20 protein-coding genes and 1 riboswitch are annotated in these 19,013 nt (G+C 70.4%); of the genes, 10 read left to right on the top strand and 10 right to left on the bottom strand.

Going from position 1 to position 19,013, the window contains the following annotated elements:
• Positions 1–2 precede the first annotated feature (2 nt).
• A complete protein-coding gene (gene thrC, locus AB0J71_RS27165) occupies positions 3–1,235 on the bottom strand; it encodes a threonine synthase (protein WP_352320881.1) in 1,233 nt (410 codons plus the stop codon).
• 13 nt (positions 1,236–1,248) lie between these two features.
• A riboswitch (SAM riboswitch) is annotated at positions 1,249–1,389 on the bottom strand.
• A gap of 80 nt (positions 1,390–1,469) precedes the next feature.
• The gene (locus tag AB0J71_RS27160; protein ID WP_352320880.1) at positions 1,470–2,024 is read right to left on the bottom strand and encodes an RNA polymerase sigma factor; all 555 of its coding nucleotides are present in this window, start codon (positions 2,022–2,024) and stop codon (positions 1,470–1,472) included.
• A gap of 31 nt (positions 2,025–2,055) precedes the next feature.
• On the opposite strand from AB0J71_RS27160, the gene AB0J71_RS27155 reads away from it, so the two are divergent.
• Positions 2,056–3,480, top strand: coding sequence for a trehalose-6-phosphate synthase (locus tag AB0J71_RS27155; protein WP_364416631.1), 1,425 nt, complete (start codon positions 2,056–2,058; stop codon positions 3,478–3,480).
• A 41-nt stretch (positions 3,481–3,521) separates the two neighbouring features.
• Complete coding sequence (locus AB0J71_RS27150) at positions 3,522–4,706, top strand: hypothetical protein (protein ID WP_364416629.1); 1,185 nt, start codon at positions 3,522–3,524, stop codon at positions 4,704–4,706.
• Here AB0J71_RS27150 and AB0J71_RS27145 read toward each other — a convergent pair.
• The 3 genes from AB0J71_RS27145 to AB0J71_RS27135 all read right to left on the bottom strand — a co-directional run bounded on the left by AB0J71_RS27145 (position 4,684) and on the right by AB0J71_RS27135 (position 6,474).
• Complete coding sequence (locus tag AB0J71_RS27145) at positions 4,684–5,268, bottom strand: hypothetical protein (protein ID WP_364416627.1); 585 nt, start codon at positions 5,266–5,268, stop codon at positions 4,684–4,686. The two genes, AB0J71_RS27150 and AB0J71_RS27145, sit on opposite strands and share 23 nt — an antisense overlap.
• 96 nt (positions 5,269–5,364) lie before the next feature.
• The gene (gene otsB / locus AB0J71_RS27140) at positions 5,365–6,135 is read right to left on the bottom strand and encodes a trehalose-phosphatase (RefSeq protein ID WP_352320872.1); all 771 of its coding nucleotides are present in this window, start codon (positions 6,133–6,135) and stop codon (positions 5,365–5,367) included.
• Between the two features lie 39 nt (positions 6,136–6,174).
• Entirely contained in the window at positions 6,175–6,474 is a 300-nt protein-coding gene (locus AB0J71_RS27135; protein ID WP_352320870.1) for a DUF3263 domain-containing protein, read from the bottom strand.
• A gap of 120 nt (positions 6,475–6,594) precedes the next feature.
• Between AB0J71_RS27135 and AB0J71_RS27130 the strand changes: the two genes are divergently transcribed.
• The 5 genes from AB0J71_RS27130 to AB0J71_RS27110 all read left to right on the top strand — a co-directional run bounded on the left by AB0J71_RS27130 (position 6,595) and on the right by AB0J71_RS27110 (position 10,623).
• Positions 6,595–7,098 (top strand): SAM-dependent chlorinase/fluorinase, encoded by a 504-nt coding sequence (locus AB0J71_RS27130; RefSeq protein ID WP_352320868.1) that lies wholly within the window; start codon positions 6,595–6,597, stop codon positions 7,096–7,098.
• Between the two features lie 129 nt (positions 7,099–7,227).
• Positions 7,228–7,827, top strand: a complete 600-nt coding sequence (locus tag AB0J71_RS27125; protein ID WP_364416625.1) for a hypothetical protein — start codon at positions 7,228–7,230, stop codon at positions 7,825–7,827.
• The gene (locus AB0J71_RS27120; RefSeq protein ID WP_364416623.1) at positions 7,824–9,005 is read left to right on the top strand and encodes a S8 family serine peptidase; all 1,182 of its coding nucleotides are present in this window, start codon (positions 7,824–7,826) and stop codon (positions 9,003–9,005) included. The genes AB0J71_RS27125 and AB0J71_RS27120 overlap by 4 nt, the downstream gene beginning before the upstream one ends.
• Before the next feature lie 26 nt (positions 9,006–9,031).
• Complete coding sequence (locus AB0J71_RS27115; protein ID WP_364416620.1) at positions 9,032–9,439, top strand: OB-fold domain-containing protein; 408 nt, start codon at positions 9,032–9,034, stop codon at positions 9,437–9,439.
• Complete coding sequence (locus AB0J71_RS27110; RefSeq protein WP_364416618.1) at positions 9,436–10,623, top strand: lipid-transfer protein; 1,188 nt, start codon at positions 9,436–9,438, stop codon at positions 10,621–10,623. Before AB0J71_RS27115 ends, AB0J71_RS27110 begins: the two co-directional genes overlap by 4 nt.
• A gap of 48 nt (positions 10,624–10,671) precedes the next feature.
• On the opposite strand, the gene AB0J71_RS27105 is transcribed toward AB0J71_RS27110, so the two are convergent.
• The 5 genes from AB0J71_RS27105 to AB0J71_RS27085 all read right to left on the bottom strand — a co-directional run bounded on the left by AB0J71_RS27105 (position 10,672) and on the right by AB0J71_RS27085 (position 16,405).
• The gene (locus AB0J71_RS27105) at positions 10,672–11,688 is read right to left on the bottom strand and encodes a dipeptide ABC transporter ATP-binding protein (protein WP_352320859.1); all 1,017 of its coding nucleotides are present in this window, start codon (positions 11,686–11,688) and stop codon (positions 10,672–10,674) included.
• Positions 11,672–12,709, bottom strand: coding sequence for an ABC transporter ATP-binding protein (locus AB0J71_RS27100; RefSeq protein ID WP_352320857.1), 1,038 nt, complete (start codon positions 12,707–12,709; stop codon positions 11,672–11,674). Before AB0J71_RS27100 ends, AB0J71_RS27105 begins: the two co-directional genes overlap by 17 nt.
• A 13-nt stretch (positions 12,710–12,722) precedes the next feature.
• Positions 12,723–13,703, bottom strand: a complete 981-nt coding sequence (locus tag AB0J71_RS27095; protein WP_364416616.1) for an ABC transporter permease — start codon at positions 13,701–13,703, stop codon at positions 12,723–12,725.
• The gene (locus AB0J71_RS27090) at positions 13,696–14,640 is read right to left on the bottom strand and encodes an ABC transporter permease (RefSeq protein WP_352320853.1); all 945 of its coding nucleotides are present in this window, start codon (positions 14,638–14,640) and stop codon (positions 13,696–13,698) included. The genes AB0J71_RS27095 and AB0J71_RS27090 overlap by 8 nt, the downstream gene beginning before the upstream one ends.
• Before the next feature lie 130 nt (positions 14,641–14,770).
• Positions 14,771–16,405, bottom strand: a complete 1,635-nt coding sequence (locus AB0J71_RS27085; protein WP_364393482.1) for an ABC transporter substrate-binding protein — start codon at positions 16,403–16,405, stop codon at positions 14,771–14,773.
• A gap of 470 nt (positions 16,406–16,875) precedes the next feature.
• On the opposite strand from AB0J71_RS27085, the gene AB0J71_RS27080 reads away from it, so the two are divergent.
• From AB0J71_RS27080 to AB0J71_RS27070, 3 genes are all read left to right on the top strand, one after another.
• Positions 16,876–17,811 (top strand): ABC transporter permease, encoded by a 936-nt coding sequence (locus AB0J71_RS27080; protein WP_352320850.1) that lies wholly within the window; start codon positions 16,876–16,878, stop codon positions 17,809–17,811.
• Complete coding sequence (locus AB0J71_RS27075) at positions 17,804–18,670, top strand: ABC transporter ATP-binding protein (RefSeq protein WP_352320848.1); 867 nt, start codon at positions 17,804–17,806, stop codon at positions 18,668–18,670. The genes AB0J71_RS27080 and AB0J71_RS27075 overlap by 8 nt, the downstream gene beginning before the upstream one ends.
• Positions 18,671–18,804: 134 nt before the next feature.
• Positions 18,805–18,960: a hypothetical protein gene (locus tag AB0J71_RS27070; RefSeq protein ID WP_185845322.1), complete on the top strand. Its 156-nt coding sequence runs from the start codon at positions 18,805–18,807 to the stop codon at positions 18,958–18,960.
• Positions 18,961–19,013 lie beyond the last annotated feature (53 nt).

The following is a 19,013-nucleotide window of genomic DNA, read 5'->3' as shown; positions in this document are numbered from 1 at the left end:
TGTCAGACAGTCGCGCGGAACGCGTCGAGAGAGGGCCGGATCACGGCGGTGGGCCGCGCGTCGTCGCTGATCGCGTCGAGCGTCTTGAGGCCGTCGCCGGTGTTCAGGACCACGGTCTCGGCCTCGGGGTCGAGCCTGCCCGTCTCGACGAGCTTCTTCAGCACGCCCACCGTGACGCCGCCGGCGGTCTCGGCGAAGATGCCCTCGGTGGAGGCCAGGAGCTTGATGGCGGCGACGATCTCGGGGTCGGTGACGTCCTCGACGCCCCCGCCCGTGCGCCGGGCGATGTCCAGCACGTACGGCCCGTCGGCGGGGTTGCCGATGGCCAGCGACTTGGCGATCGTGTCCGGCTTGACCGGCTGGACGACGTCGTGCCCCGCCTTGTACGCCGTCGAGACCGGCGAGCACCCGGCCGCCTGGGCCCCGAACACCTTGTAGGGGGTGTCCTCGACCAGCCCGAGCGCGATCAGCTCCTTGAACCCCTTGTCGATCTTCGTGAGCTGGGAGCCGGAGGCGATGGGGATGACGATCTGCTCGGGCAGCCGCCAGCCGAGCTGTTCGGCGATCTCGTACGCGAGCGTCTTGGACCCCTCGGCGTAGTAGGGCCGCAGGTTGACGTTGACGAACCCCCACCGCTCACCCAGCGGGTCGCCGATCAGCTCCGAACAGAACCGGTTGACCTCGTCGTACGTGCCGTCGATGCCGATCAGCCGGCCGCCGAACACCCGGGCCATGGCGATCTTGGCCGCTTCGAGGTCGGCCGGGATGAACACGCACGCGTCGAGGCCGGCCCGCGCGGCGGCGGCGGTGACCGCGCCGGCGAGGTTGCCCGTGGAGGAGCAGGAGAGCGTGTGGAAACCGAAGTTCCTGGCCGCCTCGACGGCGATGGCGACCACCCGGTCCTTGAAGGAGTGGGTGGGGTTGCCCGAGTCGTCCTTCACGTACAGGGACCGGATGCCGAGCGCCTTGCCGAGGTTGCCGGCCTTGACCAGCTTCGTCCAGCCCGGGTTCATGTTGGGCTTGCTCGCCACGTCGGCGGGGACCGGGAGCAGGTGGCGGTAGCGCCAGATGTTGGCGGGGCCGGACTCGATGTCCGCGCGGGTCACCTGGCCGAAGGAGTAGGCCGCTTCGAGCGGCCCGAAACACTCCAGGCAGGCGAAGCTGGGACCCAGGGGGTAGCGCGTGCCGCACTCGCGGCAGGACAGAGCGACGGCAGGACCAAAGTCGAGCGACATGAAGCGAGGCCTTCCCTCATCTTCGCCCGCGGCCACCTTGACCGCGAACCGGAATTGGCACCTTGTCCCGGTCGGCCTCGCCAGGTCGCGAGCACAAGCCGGGAGGGTTGCCGGGGCTTCGCAGGGCCGGTCCCTCCACCCCTCTGGATGAGCAATATTCAGTTGTTCGAAAAGGACTCTACCTTCTCAAGTGGTGGAAACGACCACCCGTCTCAGCATGCGAGAGAACGCGTCTCACCGATAGTCCTCCCCGAGGACTCCCTGCACGTACTTGCGGGCCTGGTGGATGCGGGACTTGGCGGTGCCGAGCGGGATGTTGAGCTGCTCGGCCACCTCGCTGTAGTCGAGCTGGACGATGTCGCGCAGCACCAGCGCCTGGGCCAGGTCGGGCTTGTCGGCCTCCAGCGCCTCCATCGCGTCGAGCAGGTCGAGCCGCGAGCCGGCGATCACGCTGACCCGCCGCGCGTCCGGCTTCTGCATCGGCAGCTCCTCCGACGTCTGCTCGGCGGCCCTGCGCTTCAGCGAGCGGTACGTGGTGCGCGCGCAGTTGGCGGTCACGATGTGCAGCCAGGTGCTGAACCTGGCCCGCCCCTCGAACCGGCCGATGTTGCGCGCCACGGCCAGCAGAGTGTCCTGCGAGGCTTCTTCCGCGTCCTGGTGATAGGGCAGGATCCGGGCGCAGTGGCGCATCACGTCAGGCTCGATCCTGGCCAGGAGCTCGCCGAGCGCGCGATGGTCTCCGGCCGCGGCCGAGCGGGCGAGTTCCTCGGTTAGCTCATCTAGCGCCATAGCTGGGATCCTATGGGCGAAGGGAGCCCAAATGAACAGCGTTCTCGTGGCGTCCAACCGCGGGCCGGTCTCCTTCACCGTCGACGACGACGGTGAGCTGACCATGAAACGCGGTGGTGGCGGCCTCGTCTCGGGCCTGTCGGGGGTGGCCAAGGAGCACGGCGTGCTGTGGGTGTGCGCCGCGCTGTCCGACGGCGACCGCAGCGCCGTGCGCCTGGCCCCGGGGGGCCGGCTCGACCGCGGCGGCTACGACACGGGCGCCCTGCGCATGCTCGACATCCCCGCGGCCACCTTCCACCGCGCCTACAACGCCGTGGCCAACTCGACCTTGTGGTTCGTCAACCACCTGCTGTACGACATCCCCAACTCCCCCAGTTTCGGCACCAGGTTCCGGCGCGAGTGGGAGTCCTACCGCGACTACAACGGCGCGTTCGCGCTGGCGCTGGCCGAGGAGGCCGGGCACGGCGCCCGCGTGATGGTCCAGGACTACCACCTCACGCTCACCCCGGCGATGCTCCGCGCCGAGCGGCCCGACCTGCGCATCGCCCACTTCAGCCACACGCCGTGGGCGCCTCCCGAGTACTTCTCCCTGCTGCCCGACGCGGTGACCGGGGAGGTGCTCGACGGCATCCTGGGAGCCGACCACGCGGGCTTCCTCACCGCCCGGTGGGCGGCGGCGTTCATGGACTGCTGCGAGGAGCTGCTGGGCGCGCGGGTGGACCGCGCGGCCCGCACGGTCACCCACGAGGGCAGGACGACCCGCGTCGGCGTGCACAGCCTGGGCGTGGACGGCGCGGCGCTGTGGGCGCGGGCCTGCGAGCCCGACGTCGAGTCGCACATGGCCGCGCTGGCCGAGCAGGTGGCCGGACGCCGGCTGATCGTCCGCATCGACCGTACCGAGCTGTCCAAGAACATCGTGCGCGGGCTGCTGGCCTACCGGGAGTTCCTGGCCGCCCATCCGGAGTGGCACGGCAAGGTCGTCCACCTGGCCTTCGCCTACCCCAGCCGGCACGACCTGCCCGAATACCGCGAGTACACCGCGTCGGTGCAGCGCTGCGCGCGCGAGATCGAGGACGAGTACGCCACCGAGGACTGGGACCCGGTCATCCTCAACGTCAACGACGACTACCCGCGCTCGCTGGCCGCCTACCGGCTGGCGGACGTCCTGCTGGTCAACCCCATCCGCGACGGCATGAACCTGGTCGCCAAGGAGGGGCCGGTCCTGTCGCCGCGCTGCGCCCTGGTGCTCTCGCGCGAGGCGGGGGCGGCCGCCGAGCTGGGCCCGTACGCGCTGGTGGTCAACCCCTACGACGTGAGCGGCACCGCGGACGCGCTGCACGAGGCGCTGGTGATGCCCGAGGACGAACGCCGGCGGCGCCGCGACCGGCTGCGCGAGGCGGCCACCGCGCTGCCGCCGCACCAGTGGCTGGAGTCCCAACTCGACGCCCTGCTTTAACATGAGAAGTCGGGTTCACTGCCAATGACGGAGGCTGCCGGGTGTCGACGGTCTCAGTGCCCATCAGACTCGTCCGGGACCGTCCGACCTGGCTCATCTACTTCCTGCTCGGCACGTTCGCCACGTTCGTGTACGGCCTGAGCGCCGCCCTCCCGCTGCTGCGAGCCGACCAGCGCACCACGGCCACCGTCGCCGGGCTGCACGGCACCGCCATGGCGGTCGGCACGATCGGCGCCGGGCTCGCGCTCCCCCTGCTCACCAGGCTGCTCGGCCGGCGCTCGACGTGCTGGTTCGGCCTGGCCGGGATGAACGCCGGCGTGCTGCTGGTCATGGTCACCTCCGCGCTGCCCCTGACGCTGCTCGGCTACGGCCTGGCCGGCGGCTTCGGCTCGGTCATGCTCTACGCGGCGATGGCCGAGCTCAGCGACCACCAGGGGGCCGCCGGGCCGGCCGCGCTCAGCGAGGCCAACGCCGTGGGCGTGCTGGTGGGGATGGTGGCGACGTTCGTGCTCAGCCAGGTGGCGCAGAGCGCGCTCGGCTGGCGGGCCGCCCTGCTGGTCACCCCGGCCGTCAGCGTGCTGCTCGCGTTGTCGCTGGGCCGCTCCTGGCCCGCGCCCCGGGGGGCCGGCGGCGGGCGGGACGACGCGGTCGCCGGGCAGGCCGTCCCGGCGCGGGAGGGCGTCGGGTGGCGCTTCCACCTGGCCGGGGGCGTGCTGTTCTGCTGCGTGGCCCTGGAGTTCTCGTTCAACCTGTGGGCCGCCGACCTGTTCGCCCTCAGGACGGGCGTGCCGGCGGCCGTCGCGGCGACCGGGCTGACGGCGTTCGTCAGCGGCATGGCGGCGGGCAGGTTCGCCGGCGCGCAGCTCGCACTGCGGCTGCCGGCCACGCCGCTGCTGGCCGGCGCTCTGGGGCTGATGGCCTTCGGCTGGGTGCTGTTCTGGGCGAGCACCGTGCCGGTCCTGTCGTACGTGGGGCTGGCGCTGAGCGGGCTGGGCGCGTCGCTGCAGTTCCCGCTCGCGCTGAGCACGCTGATCGCCGCCTCCGGCGACCGGGCGGACCGGGCGGCGGCCGCCTCGCCCGTGTGGGCGGGCGCCGCCATGGCGATCGGCCCGCTGCTGCTCGGCGCGCTGGCCGACGGCTACGGCACCGGGAACGCGTTCCTGCTGGTGCCCGTGGTCATCGGCCTCGCGGTCGCCGGGGTGCTCATGTCCAGTCGGCGTACTTGAGCGTGTCGGCCAGGCCGGGCGTGTCCCACTGGTCGACGACGAGGATCTGGCTCTTCGGCAGGTACCACTCGCGCTGCGTGAAGCGGGCCTTGACGCCGCCGCCCGAGTAGCTGACGCAGGTCGCCTGCCAGGCGTTGTAGGCGGCCTTGTGCCCGGCCCCCATCTGCCGGTAGCCCCTGGTGACCTTGGGGCCGACGACCTCGCCCCACTTGCGGTTGATCGGGCACGGCTGCACGTCGCTGGCCGGATAGTACGGGTTCTTGCCCGTGTAGGGCCCGAACCCCTCGGCGCCCCGCTTGATCGCGCCGGGGCCGAGGACGTAGAACGCGTCGCACTCCGGCGAGCCCCAGCCCTGCGGCTTGGCGCACCGGCCGGTCACCACCTGGACGACGTCGCCGCCCTTGCGGTGGACCACCCACTCGATCGGGATGTAGAGCGTCAGCCCGCCGCGCAGCCTGAGCTGCTGGGCGGGGGCGGCGGAGGCGGCGCCGGGGACGGCGAGCACGGCGGCCAGGGTGGCCAGAGCCGCGGCGGAGGCGGCGGCGAAAGATCGTCGTGACATGCGCACCACCGTAGGATCCGCCACTTGCAGCCCAATCACGAACGGCTGAAAGCCGCGAGCCGGCCCGAAGCGAGCCGGCTCACGAACGGCTGGACCCTACGGACGGGTGAAGGCCGTCGTCAGCTCCCGCAGCAGCGCCACCACGCCGTCGGGCCCGTCGACCACGATGTCGGCCCGCTCGGCCAGCGCGGTCACCTCGGCCGAGCCGCTGCACACGGTCACGCCGGGCAGCCCCGAGGCGCGTACGGCGTCGAAGGCGGCCAGGTCGCCGAGGTCGTCGCCGACGAACATGACGGACCTGGCGTCCCGCTCGGCCAGGAACAGGCCGAGCGCGTGGCCCTTGTCCATGCCGGGCGGGCGCAGCTCCAGGACCATGCGTCCGGGCTCGATCACCAGGCCGTGTTTCCCGGCCAGCTCGGCCAGCGGCTCGCGCAGCACGGCGAGCGCGCCCTCGGGGTCGGGGGCACGCCTGGTGTGCACGGCCACCGCCCTGCCCTTGTCCTCGATCGCCACGCCGTGCAGGCCGAGCGCGTCGAGCAGCAGGGGCAGCTCGGCCCGCACGCGCGGCACGCCGGGTGGCGGCGGCGGCGCCGAGACGCGTCCGTGCTCCCACCGTTCGAAGCCGTAGTGGCCGAGCACCACGAGGCCGGGCACGTCGGCCAGGCCGGGCCCGAGTTCGAGCGCGGTGGCCGCCGGCCTGCCGGTCACGACGGCCACGGCGCCGACGTGCGCGCCCAGTTCGGCGAGCACGGCGGGGGCCTCGGGGTGGATCTTGGCGGAGGCGGGATCGGGCACGATCGGCGACAGGGTTCCGTCGAAGTCGAGCCCGATCACGGCGCCGGACGGATCTTTAAGGATCGCTTCCATACCAGGGATGTTCCTCACGCGGCTGCCGTACCCAGCCGGTCAGGGACGCATGCCGAGCCGTCTCGCCGCACGGTCGCGCTGACGGGTGGAGCGCAACCGTCGCAACCGTTTGACCAGCATCGGGTCCTGCTCCAGCGCCTCCGGTCTGTCGATCAATTCGCCGAGCAACTGGTAGTAGCGGGTGGCCGAGAACCCGAAGGTCTCCTTGATGGCCTGCTCCTTGGCGCCCGCGTGCCGCCACCATTGGCGTTCGAAGGCGAGGAGTTCGAGATCGCGGTCGTTGAGGGATGTCCGGGACGGTTCCTGGGCAGCACTGTCACCGCTGAGCGGTGCTCCCATGATGTCCTCCTCGGGAAGGGGCGTGCGACGATCACATCGCACGCTTCGCGGCCCGTGGCCAATCGTAATGTGCGATCTGCGGCTGTTCACGGCGGATTACCGGACGTACAGTCACGAAATGTGACCCCAGTCATCACGCTCCTCACGGACTACGGGCTCGAAGACGGCTATGTGGCCGCCTGCCACGGAGTGATCGCCGGGATCGCGCCCGAGGCGCGGGTGATCGACGTGTGCCACCTCGTCCCGCCCGGCGACGTACGGCGGGGCGCGGCGATCCTCGCCCAGACCATCCCCTACCTGCCTGAGGGCGTGCACATCGGCGCGGTCGATCCCGGCGCGGGCGGCGCGCGGCGGTCGGTGGCGGTCGAGGCGGGCGGCCGGATGTTCGTCGGCGGCGACCTGCAGGCGCTGGGCGTCCAGGTGGGCGACACGCTGGGGGTGTGGCTCGGGCGACGGCAGCTCGCCCTGCCCTTCCGGGCGACGTTCGCGGCGGTGCCGCCGGGCGAGCTGGTGGCGTTCACGGACTCGGCGGGGCTGATCGCCATCGCGGTCAACTCCGGGGACGCGGCCCAGAGGCTGGGCCTCCCCCCTGGGGCCCATGTCCGACTTTCGCCGACACCCTAGGGCGAATGGCCGCATAACAGCAATTACTCCGCGTATCGGGCTGTTTACCGAAGCGTCGGAACGAATCATCGGCCGCGTGCCAGAATGCACGGCAGATCGGGCGTCCCTCCCCTCCCGTTCGAGGTTGACGTGTACCAACTGTCCGTCGTGCTGCTCTCCATCCTGTCCGTGTTCTGGCCGCAGGCCGACGTGCCCGTGCCGGAGCGCTGGCACACCTGGCCGGTGGCGCGGATCTTCCCCTCGGTCGTGCCGGGCCTGAGCCCGTCGGGGGCCAGGGTGACGTACGTGCTGGCGGGCGTGGCCCCCGAGGCGCCGTGCCGGGTGGCGTTCCAGCCCGCCGCGGTGCGGCCCGGCTGCCTGACCGCCCTGCGGGCCACGTACGCCGACAGCACCCGGACGTACGTGGCCACCGTCGGCATCGCCGTGCTCGGCGCGCCGGGCACGGCGATGTACCCCGGGACGTACCCCGGGACGTACCGCGGGACGTACCGCGGGACGCGCCCGGCCACCGTGCGGCCCGTCGCCTTCCCCGGCGGGCCGGCCGAGCGGTTCGGCCGTCGGCAGTACGTCACCGGGGCGGTGGCCGGCACGGGTGACCCCTACCTCGTGGCGACGGCCGCGGGATACGCCGACGGGCGGGCGTACCGGCCGGGCGACCGCGCCGCGCCGCGGCTGCGCGGGGTCGCCCGGCAGCTCGCCGAGGCGTTGTACCGGGCGCTGACCCGATGAGGGTGCTCGCGTCCCTGCTGCCGGCTCTGATCCTGGCGGCCGGGGTCGCGGGCGTGGCGTCCAGCGCCACCGACGACGTGCGGACGGCGGCCTCGCCGAGCGCCCCCGGCGCGGGGGCGGCCGCGCGGGCCCGGCAGTGGCAGCTCGCGGCGCTGCGCGCGCCCAGGGCGTGGCGGGAGAGCCGGGGCGCGGGCGTGCTGGTGGCCGTGCTGGACACCGGCGTGAACGCCCGCCACCCCGACCTGCGGGGGGCCGTCACCCAGGGCCCCGACCTGACCGGCGCGCCCCCGCGGCTCTGGGGGCACCACGGCACCGCCATGGCCGGTCTGATCGCCGGCCGCGGGCACGGCGAGGGCCGCGCGGAGGGCGTGGTCGGCGTGGCCCCCGCGGCGCGGGTGTTGTCGATCAGGGTCACGCTGGAGAACGCCGACCCGCTGCGCGCCGAGCAGCGGTCCGGCCGCCGCGACGCCCTGGCCGCCGGCATCAGGTACGCGGCCGACCACGGCGCGGACGTGATCAGCATGTCCCTCGGCGGCGGCAGCGGCGCGTGGGAGGGCTCGGCGGCCGAGGAGGAGGCCGTGCAGTACGCGCTCGCCCGCGGCGCGGTCCTGGTGGCCTCGGCGGGCAACGACGGCGACACGGCCAACAGGAAGAACTTCCCCGCCGCCTACCCGGGCGTGATGGCCGTGGGCGCGGTGGACCGGCGGCTGCGGGTGGCCCCCTTCTCCAACCGCCAGGACTACCTGTCGGTCGTCGCGCCGGGCACGGACGTCGTCACGGCCGACGGCGGCGACGGGTACGTGGTGGGCGACGGCACCAGCTCGGCGGCGGCCATGGTCGCGGGCGTGGCCGCCCGAGTGCGGTCGGCCCATCCGGAGCTGTCGCCGTACCAGGTGCGCACGGCCATCGAGCGCGGCGCCAGGAGACGGCCCGCGCGCGGCCACAGCCCCGCCTACGGGCACGGGGTGGCCGACGCGCCGCTCGCCCTGCGGGAGGCGCGGCGGCTGGCCCACGGAAGGGTCTCACCGGCCGCCCGGCCCGGCCCGTACTTCGGTCGGGGGCCGGCCCGGCCGCCCGCCTCCAGGACGCCGGTCGTGGCCGGGATGGTGGTGCTGGCGGCGGCCATGTCGGCGCGGGTGGTCGCGACCCGGCGGCGGCGCAGGAGGGATTCACCCTAGCAAGCGCTTGTGCAATACTCCTGGCTATGACCTTAGCGATCGACGGCTGGTTCGCCATCGACGGGGACGGCGTCACCCACCTCATCGGCACCACCTGCCTGACCTGCGGGACCGTCGCCTTCCCGCCGCAGCCCGGCCTGTGCCGCAATCCGCGCTGCGAGGGCGAGGAGACGGCCGAGGCCCGGCTGCCGCGGCGCGGGCGGGTCTGGTCCTACACCGAGGCGTGTTACCCGCCGCCGGAGCCGTACGTGGCGGCGGAGCCGTACCGGCCGGTCACGCTGGCCGCCGTCGAGCTCGGGGACGCCGGGCTGGTGGTGCTCGGCCAGGTCAAGGACCTCACGGCCGGCGACCTGGAGGTGGGCATGGAGCTGGAGCTGGTGCACGGGCCGCTGGTCGACGGGCCGCTGGTGTGGATGTGGGGGCGGGCCTCGTGAGCGCGGTGGTGGTGCTCGGCGCGGGCATGCACCCGTGGGGCAAGTGGGGGCGTCCCTTCGCCGAGTACGGCGTCGCCGCCGCCCGCGCCGCCCTCCGCGACGCCGGCGTGGCCTGGACCGACGTCCAGTACGTGGTGGGGGCCGACACGATCAGGAACGGCTACCCCGGCTTCGTCGCCGGCGCCACCTACGCCCAGGCACTCGGCTGGACGGGCGCCAGGATCGCCTCCTGCTACGCGGCCTGCGCGTCGGGGGCCCAGGCCGTGGACATCGCGCGGACCAGGATCATGGCCGGGCTGTGCGACGTGGCGCTGGTGGTGGGCGCGGACTCCACCCCCAAGGGCTTCTTCAAGCCGGTCGGCGGCGACCGGCACGACGATCCCGACTGGCTGCGCTTCCGCCTGCTCGGCGCGACCAACCCGGCCTACTTCGGCCTGTACGCCCGCAGGCGCATGGCCCTGTACGGCTCCACCGCCGACGACTTCGCCGCCGTCAAGGTCAAGAACGCGCGCGCCGGCGCGCTCAACCCCATGGCCCGCTACCGCCGCCCGGTCACGGCGGAGGAGGTGCTCGCCTCGCCCATGGTGGCCGACCCGCTGCGCCTGATGGACATCTGCGCCACCTCCGACGGCGGGGCCGCGGTCGTGCTGGCCTCGCAGGCCTACGCCAGACGGCTCGGCGCGACGGCCCCCGTGCGCCTGGCCGCCGTCTCCACGGTGACCCCGACCTTCCCCAACACGATCCTGGAGCTGCCGAACTTCGCCACCGAGTCCTGCGCCGCCGTTCCCGCGCCGGAGAGGCCCTTCAGAGCCGCGATCGCGCACGCGGCCTACGAGGAGGCCGGCCTGGGCCCCGAGGACGTCTCCTTCGCCGAGGTGTACGACCTGTCCACCGCCCTGGAGCTGGACTGGGTCGAGGACGTCGGCCTGTGCCCGCCGGGCGAGGCGGACAAGCTGCTGCGGGCGGGCGAGACCGCGCTCGGCGGCCGGGTGCCGGTCAACCCGTCGGGCGGCCTGGCCTCCTTCGGCGAGGCGATCCCGGCCCAGGCGATCGCGCAGCTGTGCGAGCTGACGTACCAGCTGCGCGGCGCGGCGGGCGGGCGGCAGGTGCCGGGCGCGCGCGTCGGCCTGGCGGTCAACCAGGGGCTGTTCGGCCACGGCTCGGCGATCGTGGCCACCACGTGACAAGGCCCTCCGGGAGGTTCTCCCGGAGGGCCTCACGATCGCTCGCGGTCAGCCCGCGTGCACCACGTCGTGCGTCTCGGCGAAGTGACAGGCGCTCTCGTGCCCGGTCCCCGTCCGGATCTGCAGCAGCGGCTCCTCCTCCGCGCAGATCTCCTGCGCCTTCCAGCAGCGGGTGCGGAAACGGCAGCCCGACGGCGGGTTGGCGGGCGAGGGCGGGTCGCCCTGCAGGATGATCCGCTCGCGCTGCTCCCGGCCCTCGGGGTCGGGAACCGGCACCGCCGACAGCAGCGCCTGCGTGTACGGATGAGCGGGCTTGTCGTAGATCTCGACGTCCTTGCCGAGCTCGACGAACTTGCCCAGGTACATCACGCCCACCCGGTCGGAGATGTGGCGGACCACCGACAGGTCGTGGGCGATGAAGATGTAGGCCAGGTTGAACTCGTTCTGCAGCCGCTCCAGCAGGTTGATCACCTGGGCCTGGATCGACACGTCCAGCGCCGAGACGGGCTCGTCGCAGACGATGATCTCCGGCTGCAGCGCCAGGCCGCGGGCGATGCCGATGCGCTGCCGCTGGCCGCCCGAGAACTGGTGCGGGTAGCGGTTGATGTGGTCGGGGTTGAGCCCGACGACCTCCAGCAGCTCCTGCACCTTGCGGCGGCGGTCGCCCTTGGGCGCCACCTCCGTGTGGATCTCGTACGGCTCGCCGATGATGTCGCCGACGGTCATCCGGGGGTTCAGCGAGGTGTACGGGTCCTGCATCACCATCTGGATGTTGCGGCGCATGCGCTTGAGGTCGCCGCCCCTGGCCTTGGCGATGTCCTTGCCGTTGATCTTGACCGAGCCCGAGGTCGGCCGCTCCAGCGCCATCAGCACCTTGGCCAGCGTGGACTTGCCACAGCCCGACTCGCCCACGATGCCCAGCGTCTCGCCCCTGTTGAGGTCGAACGAGACGCCGTCCACGGCCTTGATCGCGCCGATCTGCTTCTTGAGGACGATGCCCTGGGTCAGGGGGAAGTGCTTGACCAGGTCGCGAACCTCAAGGATGCGCTCACTGCCGTTCGCCATCGAGGACCTCCCTCCAGTAGTGGCAGGCGCTGGAACGCGTGCCGCTGATCTCGTAGAGCTGGGGGGCGACGGTCACGCAGTTGTCCTGCCGGTACGGGCAGCGGGGATTGAACGCGCAGCCGCTCGGCAGGTCGAGCAGGTTGGGCGGCAGGCCCTTGATCGCGTACAGCTCCTGGCCCTTGAGGTCCACCCGGGGGATGGACTCCAGCAGGCCCTTCGTGTACGGGTGCGCCGGCGCCCGGTAGATGTCGTGCACCGGGGCGTTCTCCACGATCCGGCCGGCGTACATGACCGAGATCTTGTCGGCCACGTCCGCCACGACGCCCAGGTCGTGGGTGATCAGGATCATGCCCATCTGGCTCTCGCGCTGCAGCTCGGCCAGCAGTTCCATGATCTGCGCCTGGACGGTCACGTCCAGGGCGGTGGTCGGCTCGTCGGCGATCAGCACCTCGGGGTCGAGCGCGATGGACATCGCGATCATGATGCGCTGCCGCATGCCGCCCGAGAACTGGTGCGGATAGTCGTTGACGCGCTGCCGGGCGGCCGGGATGCGGACCTTGTCCATCAGCTCGACGGCCTTGTTCATGCCGTCGCGCTTGGACATGCCGCGGTGGACCCGGAACATCTCGCTGATCTGCCAGCCCACGGTGAACACCGGGTTGAGCGCCGAGAGGGCGTCCTGGAAGACCATCGCGATGCGCTGGCCGCGCACCTGGGTGCGGGCGTCCTCCGAGAGCTTGAGCAGGTCGGTGCCCTTGAAGCGGATCTCGCCCTTGGGGATGACGGCCGGCGGCATGTCCAGGATGCCCATGATCGCCTGAGCGGTCACGGACTTGCCCGAACCCGACTCGCCGAGCACCGCCAGCGTCTCACCGGGGTTGACCGTGTAGCTCACGCCGTTCACCGCGCGCACGACGCCCTGACGCGTACGGAACTCCACGTGCAGGTCGTCCACCGCGAGCAGCGGTTCGTTGCCCAGCCCTCCCTCGGCGGGCAACACGTCTGTCGACGTCTTCTTCACTTGATCCCCCCTTCTACCTGAGCTTCGGGTCGAGAGCGTCGCGCACGGCGTCGCCCAGCATGATGAACGCGAGCACCGTGATGCTCAGGAACAGGGCCGGGAAGAACAGCGGCAGCGACGCGTCGAGGAAGCGCGGCCGGGCGTCGGCGATCATGAGGCCCCACGAGATGTCCGGCGACTGCACGCCGACCCCGAGGAACGACAGCGCCGCCTCCGCCGCGATGTAGCCGCCGAGGTTGATCGTGCTGACCACGATCACCGGCGCCAGCGAGTTCGGCAGCAGGTGCTTGAACATGATGCGCCACTGGCCCGCGCCCACCGCCCGCGCGGCGACCACGAAGTCCTGGCTCTTCGCCGTGATCACCGAGGCCCGCATGATGCGGAACACCATCGGCCAGCCGAGCACCGCCAGGGCCGCGATGACCAGCATGATGCTGTTGATGCCGCTGTCGCGGAAGGTGGCGGCGATCAGCAGGGCGCCCAGGATCGGCGGGATGGCGAAGAAGATCTCGGTGACCCGGGAGGAGACCGAGTCGATCAGGCCGCTGCGGAAGCCGGCGAACAGGCCGAGCAGACCGCCCAGGATCATGGTGATGATCGTGGTGGTCACGCCGATCACGATCGAGTTGCGGGCGCCGTAGATCGTCCTGGCGAACACGTCACATCCCTGGCTGTCCTTGCCGAACGGGTGCCCCACGCTGGGGAGCTGCCGGGCGGTGGACAGGTCGCAGGTCTGGGCGTTGGTCGGGTCGATCGAGGTGAACAACGACGGCCAGAACGCCATGACCAGCAGGATCGCGATCAGGATCGCGGAGATGATGAACATCGGCCGGCGGCGCAGGTCGTACCAGGCGTCGGTCCACAGGCTGGCGGGCTTCTCCTGCTTCAGCTTGCCGCGCCGGCCCTGCTTGTCGGGGGACGGTGGCGCCGGGGCCTCCGTGACCAGCGACTTCGCTTCCGGCAGCATGGGCCCGACGTTTGCTTCGTTACTCATAGCGGATCCTCGGGTCGAGCACTGCGTACAACATGTCGACGACCAGGTTGGCCAGGATGTAGATCAGCACCAGCACGGTCACGATGCCCACGACGACCGGCTGTTCTCGCAGCAGGATCGAGTTGAACAGCTGGTTGCCGATGCCCGGCAGGTTGAAGATCGTCTCCGTGATGACCGCGCCGCCCATCAGGTTCCCGAGGTCGGCGCCGAGGTAGGTGACCAACGGGATCAGGGCGTTGCGGAGCCCGTGCCTGCCGATGACGCGGCGTTTGGCCAGACCCTTGGCGGTGGCCGTGCGGATGTAGTCCGCGCGCAGCGTCTCCACCAGGCTCGTCCGCGTCAACCTGGTGAGATAGGCGATCGACGTGCCGGCGAGCACGAAACCGGGCAGCAGGTAGCTGCGGAACCCGGCCGAGATGCCGGCCACGGGGAAGATGTCGCTCCCCGTCCACAGCTTGAGCTTGACTCCGAGCACGAGCTGCAGCACGAAGCCCGTCACCAGCGTGGGGACGGAGATCAGCAGCAGCGTCGAGGCGAGGATGGCGGTGTCGGAGGCCCTGCCGCGGCGCAGCGCCGCCCACAGGCCGAGGCCGACGCCGATGATGGCCTCCATGACGAGCGCGGTCAGCGCGAGGTTCAGCGTGACCTGGAACTTGCCGGCCATGAGCTGCGAGACCGGGATCCTGGAGAAGGTGGTCCCGAAGTCGCCGTGGAACAGCACGCCGCTGAGGTAGTACCAGTACTGCAGCAGCAGCGGGTCATTCAGGTGGTATTGGTCGCGCAGGACCTCGGCCACGGCCGGGTCCAGGCGCTTCTCGCCCGCCAGTGCCTGGATGGGGTCGCCGGGCAGGGCGAAGACGATCGCGAAGATGAGTAGCGTGGCGCCGAGCAGGACGGGTATCGCCTGCAGCAGTCGCCTGATGACATAACGGCCCATTCAAGCCCTCCGGTACATGCGTGGAGGCAGTCACCCTCGTAGCCGCGGTTTGCCCGGCCCCAAAGTGACTGCCTCCAAGCTCAGTCCTCCGATGGGCGGACGGCAAGAGCCGTCCGCCCGGCGAATGACGTCAGGCCTTCTCGATGTCGGCCCACTGAACCTGGTTGAGCAGGTTCAGCTTGACGCCCTTGACCTTGGGGGAGTGTCCGAAGTTGCTCCGGTAGAAGTACACCGGGATGTACGGCATGTCCTTGATCAGGATGTCGTCGGCCTGCTGGTAGAGCTTGAGGCCCTCGGCAGCGTCGGCGGCCTGGTCACCCTTGGCGACGATCTCGTCGAATTCCTTGTTCTCGTAGCCGCCGTAGTTCGAGCCGGTCGAGATGGCCTGGGTGCCGAAGATCGGCGTCAGGTAGTTCTCGGCCGACGGGTAGTCGATCGACCAGCCCATGCGGAACAGGCCCTTGTACTTCTTGGCGTCCAGGTCGTCCAGGATGGCCTTGAAGTTCTCGAACGGCTTCGGCGTGACCTCGATGCCCAGGTTGGCGCGGAGGTTGTTGGCGACGGCCTCGATCCACTCCTTGTGGCCGCCGTCGCCGTTGTAGCCGAGCTCCAGCTTGGCCGGGCCCTTGGCGTCGGCGTAGAGCTTCTTCGCCTCGGCCGGGTTGTACGTGCAGGCCGTGCAGGCGCCCTGACGGTAACCGGGGATGGCCGGGTTGATGAAGTCGTCGGCCGGGGCGCGGGTGCCCGCGAAGACCGTCTCGGTGATGGTCTTGCGGTCGATGGCCATGGAGATGGCCTTGCGCACGTCCGGGTTCTTGAACTCGGGGTTGTACTTCAGCGGGACGCCGATGTAGCCGACGGAGGCGTCGGGCTCGTCGAAGTAGCGGTCGCCGAGGACGGACTTGGCGGTCGCGATCGCCGAGGCGGGCAGCGAGTCGTCCACGTCCAGGTTCTCGGCCTGGAGGTCCTGGAAGGCGGTCTCGGCCGAGCTGTAGATCTTGAACTGCAGCTTGGTCCAGTTCTTCGGCTTGGGGCCGGGGAACTTGTCGTAGACCGTCATGTCGATGGTCTGCGCGCCGCCCTTCTTGTAGGGCTTGTCGACCTTGAACAGGCCCTGGCCGATCGGCTGCTCGCCGTAGGCCTGGGTCACCTTGCCGTCGGCGCCGAGCGCGGAGGCCGGCAGCGGGTAGAAGGCGGTGTACCCGAGCATCGTCTTGAACTGCGAGAACGGTGCGGACAGCGTCACCTCGAGGGTGCTGTCGTCGACAGCCTTGAGGCCCTTCATCTCCTTGGCCGTCGGCGTCTTGCCCTCGCCCGGGTGGACGTCGGCGAAGCCGTCGATGCGGGAGAAGAAGGCGGAGGAGCTCATGGCGTTGTCCTGGTTGGCGCCATAGTTCCAGGCCCGCGCGTAGTCAGCCGCGGTGACCGGCTTGCCGTCGTGCCAGGTGTAGCCGGACTTGAGCTTGATCGTCCAGACCTTGCTGTCCTGGGTGGTGATCGACTCAGCGGCCTCTTCAACCGGCTGCTTGTTCTCGTCGTACTTGACGAGCGGCGAGAACACCGCGGCGAGGACTTCGGAGCCCTCGGTCTCGGTGGTGTTCAGCGGGTTGAGGAGCTCCTGAGGCTCACCGATCTCCATGCGGACCGGCGTTTCGCCGCCGCCCGCGGCAGTGCCGCCGTCCGAGGCACCGCCGCCACACGCGGCAACCGCGAGGGCGAGCAGCGCGGTACCGGCGACGATCTGTGCGCCCTTAGTAACACGCATGGTGAAAAAAATCCTCCCTCTACAGGTGGGCGACAGCGCTGAGCTGCGGTGATGGTAAGCAGCCTGACGGGGGGTTCCTGGTATCCCCCGGATTTGGCTGACATGGTCAAACCAGCCGACGCCCTGCCAGTCGATCGCGACTATCCCTTACTACTTGCCACCAGCGAGTCTCTGGCGCGTTGCAGTTCGGTCACACGTGCGCCAATCCAGCGTCACAGACATTCTTCCTATAACTCTACAAACACCCCAGGGATGCTCAAACAGGTCAAGCCTCGACGTGAACGGCGGATGAAAATTACCCCCTACAGGACCGTGGTCGCGCCCTTCCCGCCATGGCCCGCCTCGCTGGGCTACGGTTGAGCGAGTCTTGACGGCACCTTGGAACCTGGCGCCCCAAGACTCCGTCCAAGCATCTGCCGCGTCCCTCGCGGCAGGCACCCCACCGACCTGGATCCAATAGAGTCCTAGCCATGAGCCAGCCGGAATCCGCTGTCGCGGACGCCCAGGCGGGCGGCCGAAGCGGGCAGGAGCCGCTGGCCAAGCTCGCCGAGAGATACGGACTTCGCCGTGCCATCGCGCGGCCGAGGTTCCCTGTCTATCTGCGCCAGCTCTGGGAGCGGCGACACTTCATCCTGACGTACGCGACGTCCCGCAACGTCTCGAAGTACTCCAGCTCGGCCCTGGGCCAGCTGTGGCAGGTGCTGACCCCCCTCCTCAACGCGGGCATCTACTACGTGATGTTCGGCGTCATCCTGGGCGGCCGGGGCGGCATCGAGAACTACCCGGCCTTCCTGCTGACCGGGATGTTCGTCTTCACCTACACCCAGCGCGTGGTCACGGCGGGCGCCAAGTCGATCTCCGGCAACCTGTCGATGATCCGCGCCCTGCACTTCCCGCGCGCCTCGCTCCCGCTGGCGTACACGATCCAGGAGCTGCAACAGCTCGCCATCTCCATGGGCGTGCTCCTGGTCATCGTGACGGCCACCGGCGAGTGGCCCACCTGGTTCTGGCTCATGATCCCGGTGGTGCTGGCGCTCCAGACGATGTTCAACATCGGGGCCAGCCTGGTGATCGCCCGGATGGGCGCCCAGATGCGCGACCTCAACCAGTTGCTGCCGTTCATCACCCGCACCTGGCTCTACGCCTCGGGCGTCTTCTTCTCGATCCAGGACAAGGTGGTCGGGTCCGCGAAGCTGCCGCAGTGGGTCGCCGACGTGATGTACCTGAACCCGACGGCTTCCTACATCGAGTGGATGCGCGACATCCTGATCAAGAGCTACCACCCGCAGAACGGACACTACCCCCCGACCATGGTGTGGGTGTCTTGCGTATTCTGGGCAGTGTTCTCACTCGGCTTCGGCTTCTGGTACTTCTGGCGGTCCGAGGAGAGGTACGGGCGTGGCTGAACTGACCGAGGAGCTGTCACAGGTGAAGGGCGAGGAGCCCGGCGTCCCTGGCAAGGACGTGAGGGTGCACCCCAACCCGGAGCCCCGGGGCAAGAGTCCGCTCGACGTTCCCACGGGCACCCCGACCGTCATCGTCGACGACCTGCACATCGTCTACCGCGTCTACGGCACGGCCACCGACAACGAGAAGGGCAACGCGGTCAACGCCCTCACGCGCCTGCTGAAGCGCCAGGGCCGACCGCAGATGAAGGAGGTCCACGCCGTCAAGGGCGTGACCTTCGTGGCCTACCACGGCGACGCCATCGGCATCGTGGGGCGCAACGGGTCGGGCAAGTCCACGTTGCTGCGCGCCATCGCCGGCCTGCTCCCGCCGCACGAGGGCGCCGTCTACACCGACGGGCAGCCCTCCCTGCTCGGCGTCAACGCCGCGCTCATGCGCGAGCTGACCGGCGAGCGCAACATCGTCCTCGGCTGTTACGCCATGGGCATGACGCCGGCGGAGGTCAAGGAGAAGTACCAGGAGATCGTCGACTTCTCCGGCATCGACGAGTTCGTCCAGCTGCCCATGTCCACGTACTCGTCGGGCATGGGCGCGCGGCTGCGCTTCGCCATCTCCTCGGCCAAGACCCACGACGTCCTGCTCATCGACGAGGCCCTGGCCACGGGCGACCGCGAGTTCCGTAAGAAGAGCGAGGCCCGCATCCGGCAGATCCGCGAGTCCGCCGGCACGGTCTTCCTGGTCGCCCACGACCTCAAGGTCATCGAGGAGACCTGCAACCGGGTCATCTGGCTGCACAAGGGCAAGATCCGGATGGACGGCGACCCCAAGGAAGTCATCGCCGCCTACAACAAGGGCTGAGCCGCACCGCTTTTCGATCACCTGCGCGAAACGTGGGTGACTCGCGCGCCGAAACACTGACAGCGTGACTGCCGTTCCGATAGTATTCGAACGCGGATTCGATCCAAGGAACGCTGATGGAGTGGGGGCGCGCGATGGGAGAGCTTTCGGCCGCGATCGACCACCTGGCCATCGAAGACGTGGCCGAGATCCCCAGGATGCAGCTCGCCGAGCAGCTGCTGGAGCTTCACTGGCAGATGGCCCGGTTGCAGGCCCAGATAGCCCGGCGCACCGGCGTCCGGCTGCCCTAGCGGCCCGGCGCCGTACGAGGGGGGACAAGACAAGGCCGCCGACCCCGTGACGG

The sequence above is a fragment of the Nonomuraea sp. NPDC049637 genome (assembly GCF_040675235.1).
Taxonomy (GTDB): Bacteria; Actinomycetota; Actinomycetes; order Streptosporangiales; family Streptosporangiaceae; genus Nonomuraea.
This window is presented reverse-complemented; position numbering and strand designations above follow the sequence as displayed.

What these genes read in the sequence shown, in the direction of transcription:
- AB0J71_RS27095 (WP_364416616.1), bottom strand. Translation starts at nt 13,703, where the DNA reads ATGAGTAACGAAGCAAACGTCGGGCCCATGCTGCCGGAAGCGAAGTCG.
- AB0J71_RS27090 (WP_352320853.1), bottom strand. Translation starts at nt 14,640, where the DNA reads ATGGGCCGTTATGTCATCAGGCGACTGCTGCAGGCGATACCCGTCCTG.
- AB0J71_RS27070 (WP_185845322.1), top strand. Translation starts at nt 18,805, where the DNA reads ATGGGAGAGCTTTCGGCCGCGATCGACCACCTGGCCATCGAAGACGTG.
- AB0J71_RS27085 (WP_364393482.1), bottom strand. Translation starts at nt 16,405, where the DNA reads ATGCGTGTTACTAAGGGCGCACAGATCGTCGCCGGTACCGCGCTGCTC.
- AB0J71_RS27145 (WP_364416627.1), bottom strand. Translation starts at nt 5,268, where the DNA reads ATGTCACGACGATCTTTCGCCGCCGCCTCCGCCGCGGCTCTGGCCACC.
- AB0J71_RS27155 (WP_364416631.1), top strand. Translation starts at nt 2,056, where the DNA reads ATGAACAGCGTTCTCGTGGCGTCCAACCGCGGGCCGGTCTCCTTCACC.
- AB0J71_RS27135 (WP_352320870.1), bottom strand. Translation starts at nt 6,474, where the DNA reads ATGGGAGCACCGCTCAGCGGTGACAGTGCTGCCCAGGAACCGTCCCGG.
- otsB (WP_352320872.1), bottom strand. Translation starts at nt 6,135, where the DNA reads ATGGAAGCGATCCTTAAAGATCCGTCCGGCGCCGTGATCGGGCTCGAC.
- AB0J71_RS27105 (WP_352320859.1), bottom strand. Translation starts at nt 11,688, where the DNA reads ATGGCGAACGGCAGTGAGCGCATCCTTGAGGTTCGCGACCTGGTCAAG.
- AB0J71_RS27120 (WP_364416623.1), top strand. Translation starts at nt 7,824, where the DNA reads ATGAGGGTGCTCGCGTCCCTGCTGCCGGCTCTGATCCTGGCGGCCGGG.
- thrC (WP_352320881.1), bottom strand. Translation starts at nt 1,235, where the DNA reads ATGTCGCTCGACTTTGGTCCTGCCGTCGCTCTGTCCTGCCGCGAGTGC.
- AB0J71_RS27160 (WP_352320880.1), bottom strand. Translation starts at nt 2,024, where the DNA reads ATGGCGCTAGATGAGCTAACCGAGGAACTCGCCCGCTCGGCCGCGGCC.
- AB0J71_RS27115 (WP_364416620.1), top strand. Translation starts at nt 9,032, where the DNA reads ATGACCTTAGCGATCGACGGCTGGTTCGCCATCGACGGGGACGGCGTC.
- AB0J71_RS27080 (WP_352320850.1), top strand. Translation starts at nt 16,876, where the DNA reads ATGAGCCAGCCGGAATCCGCTGTCGCGGACGCCCAGGCGGGCGGCCGA.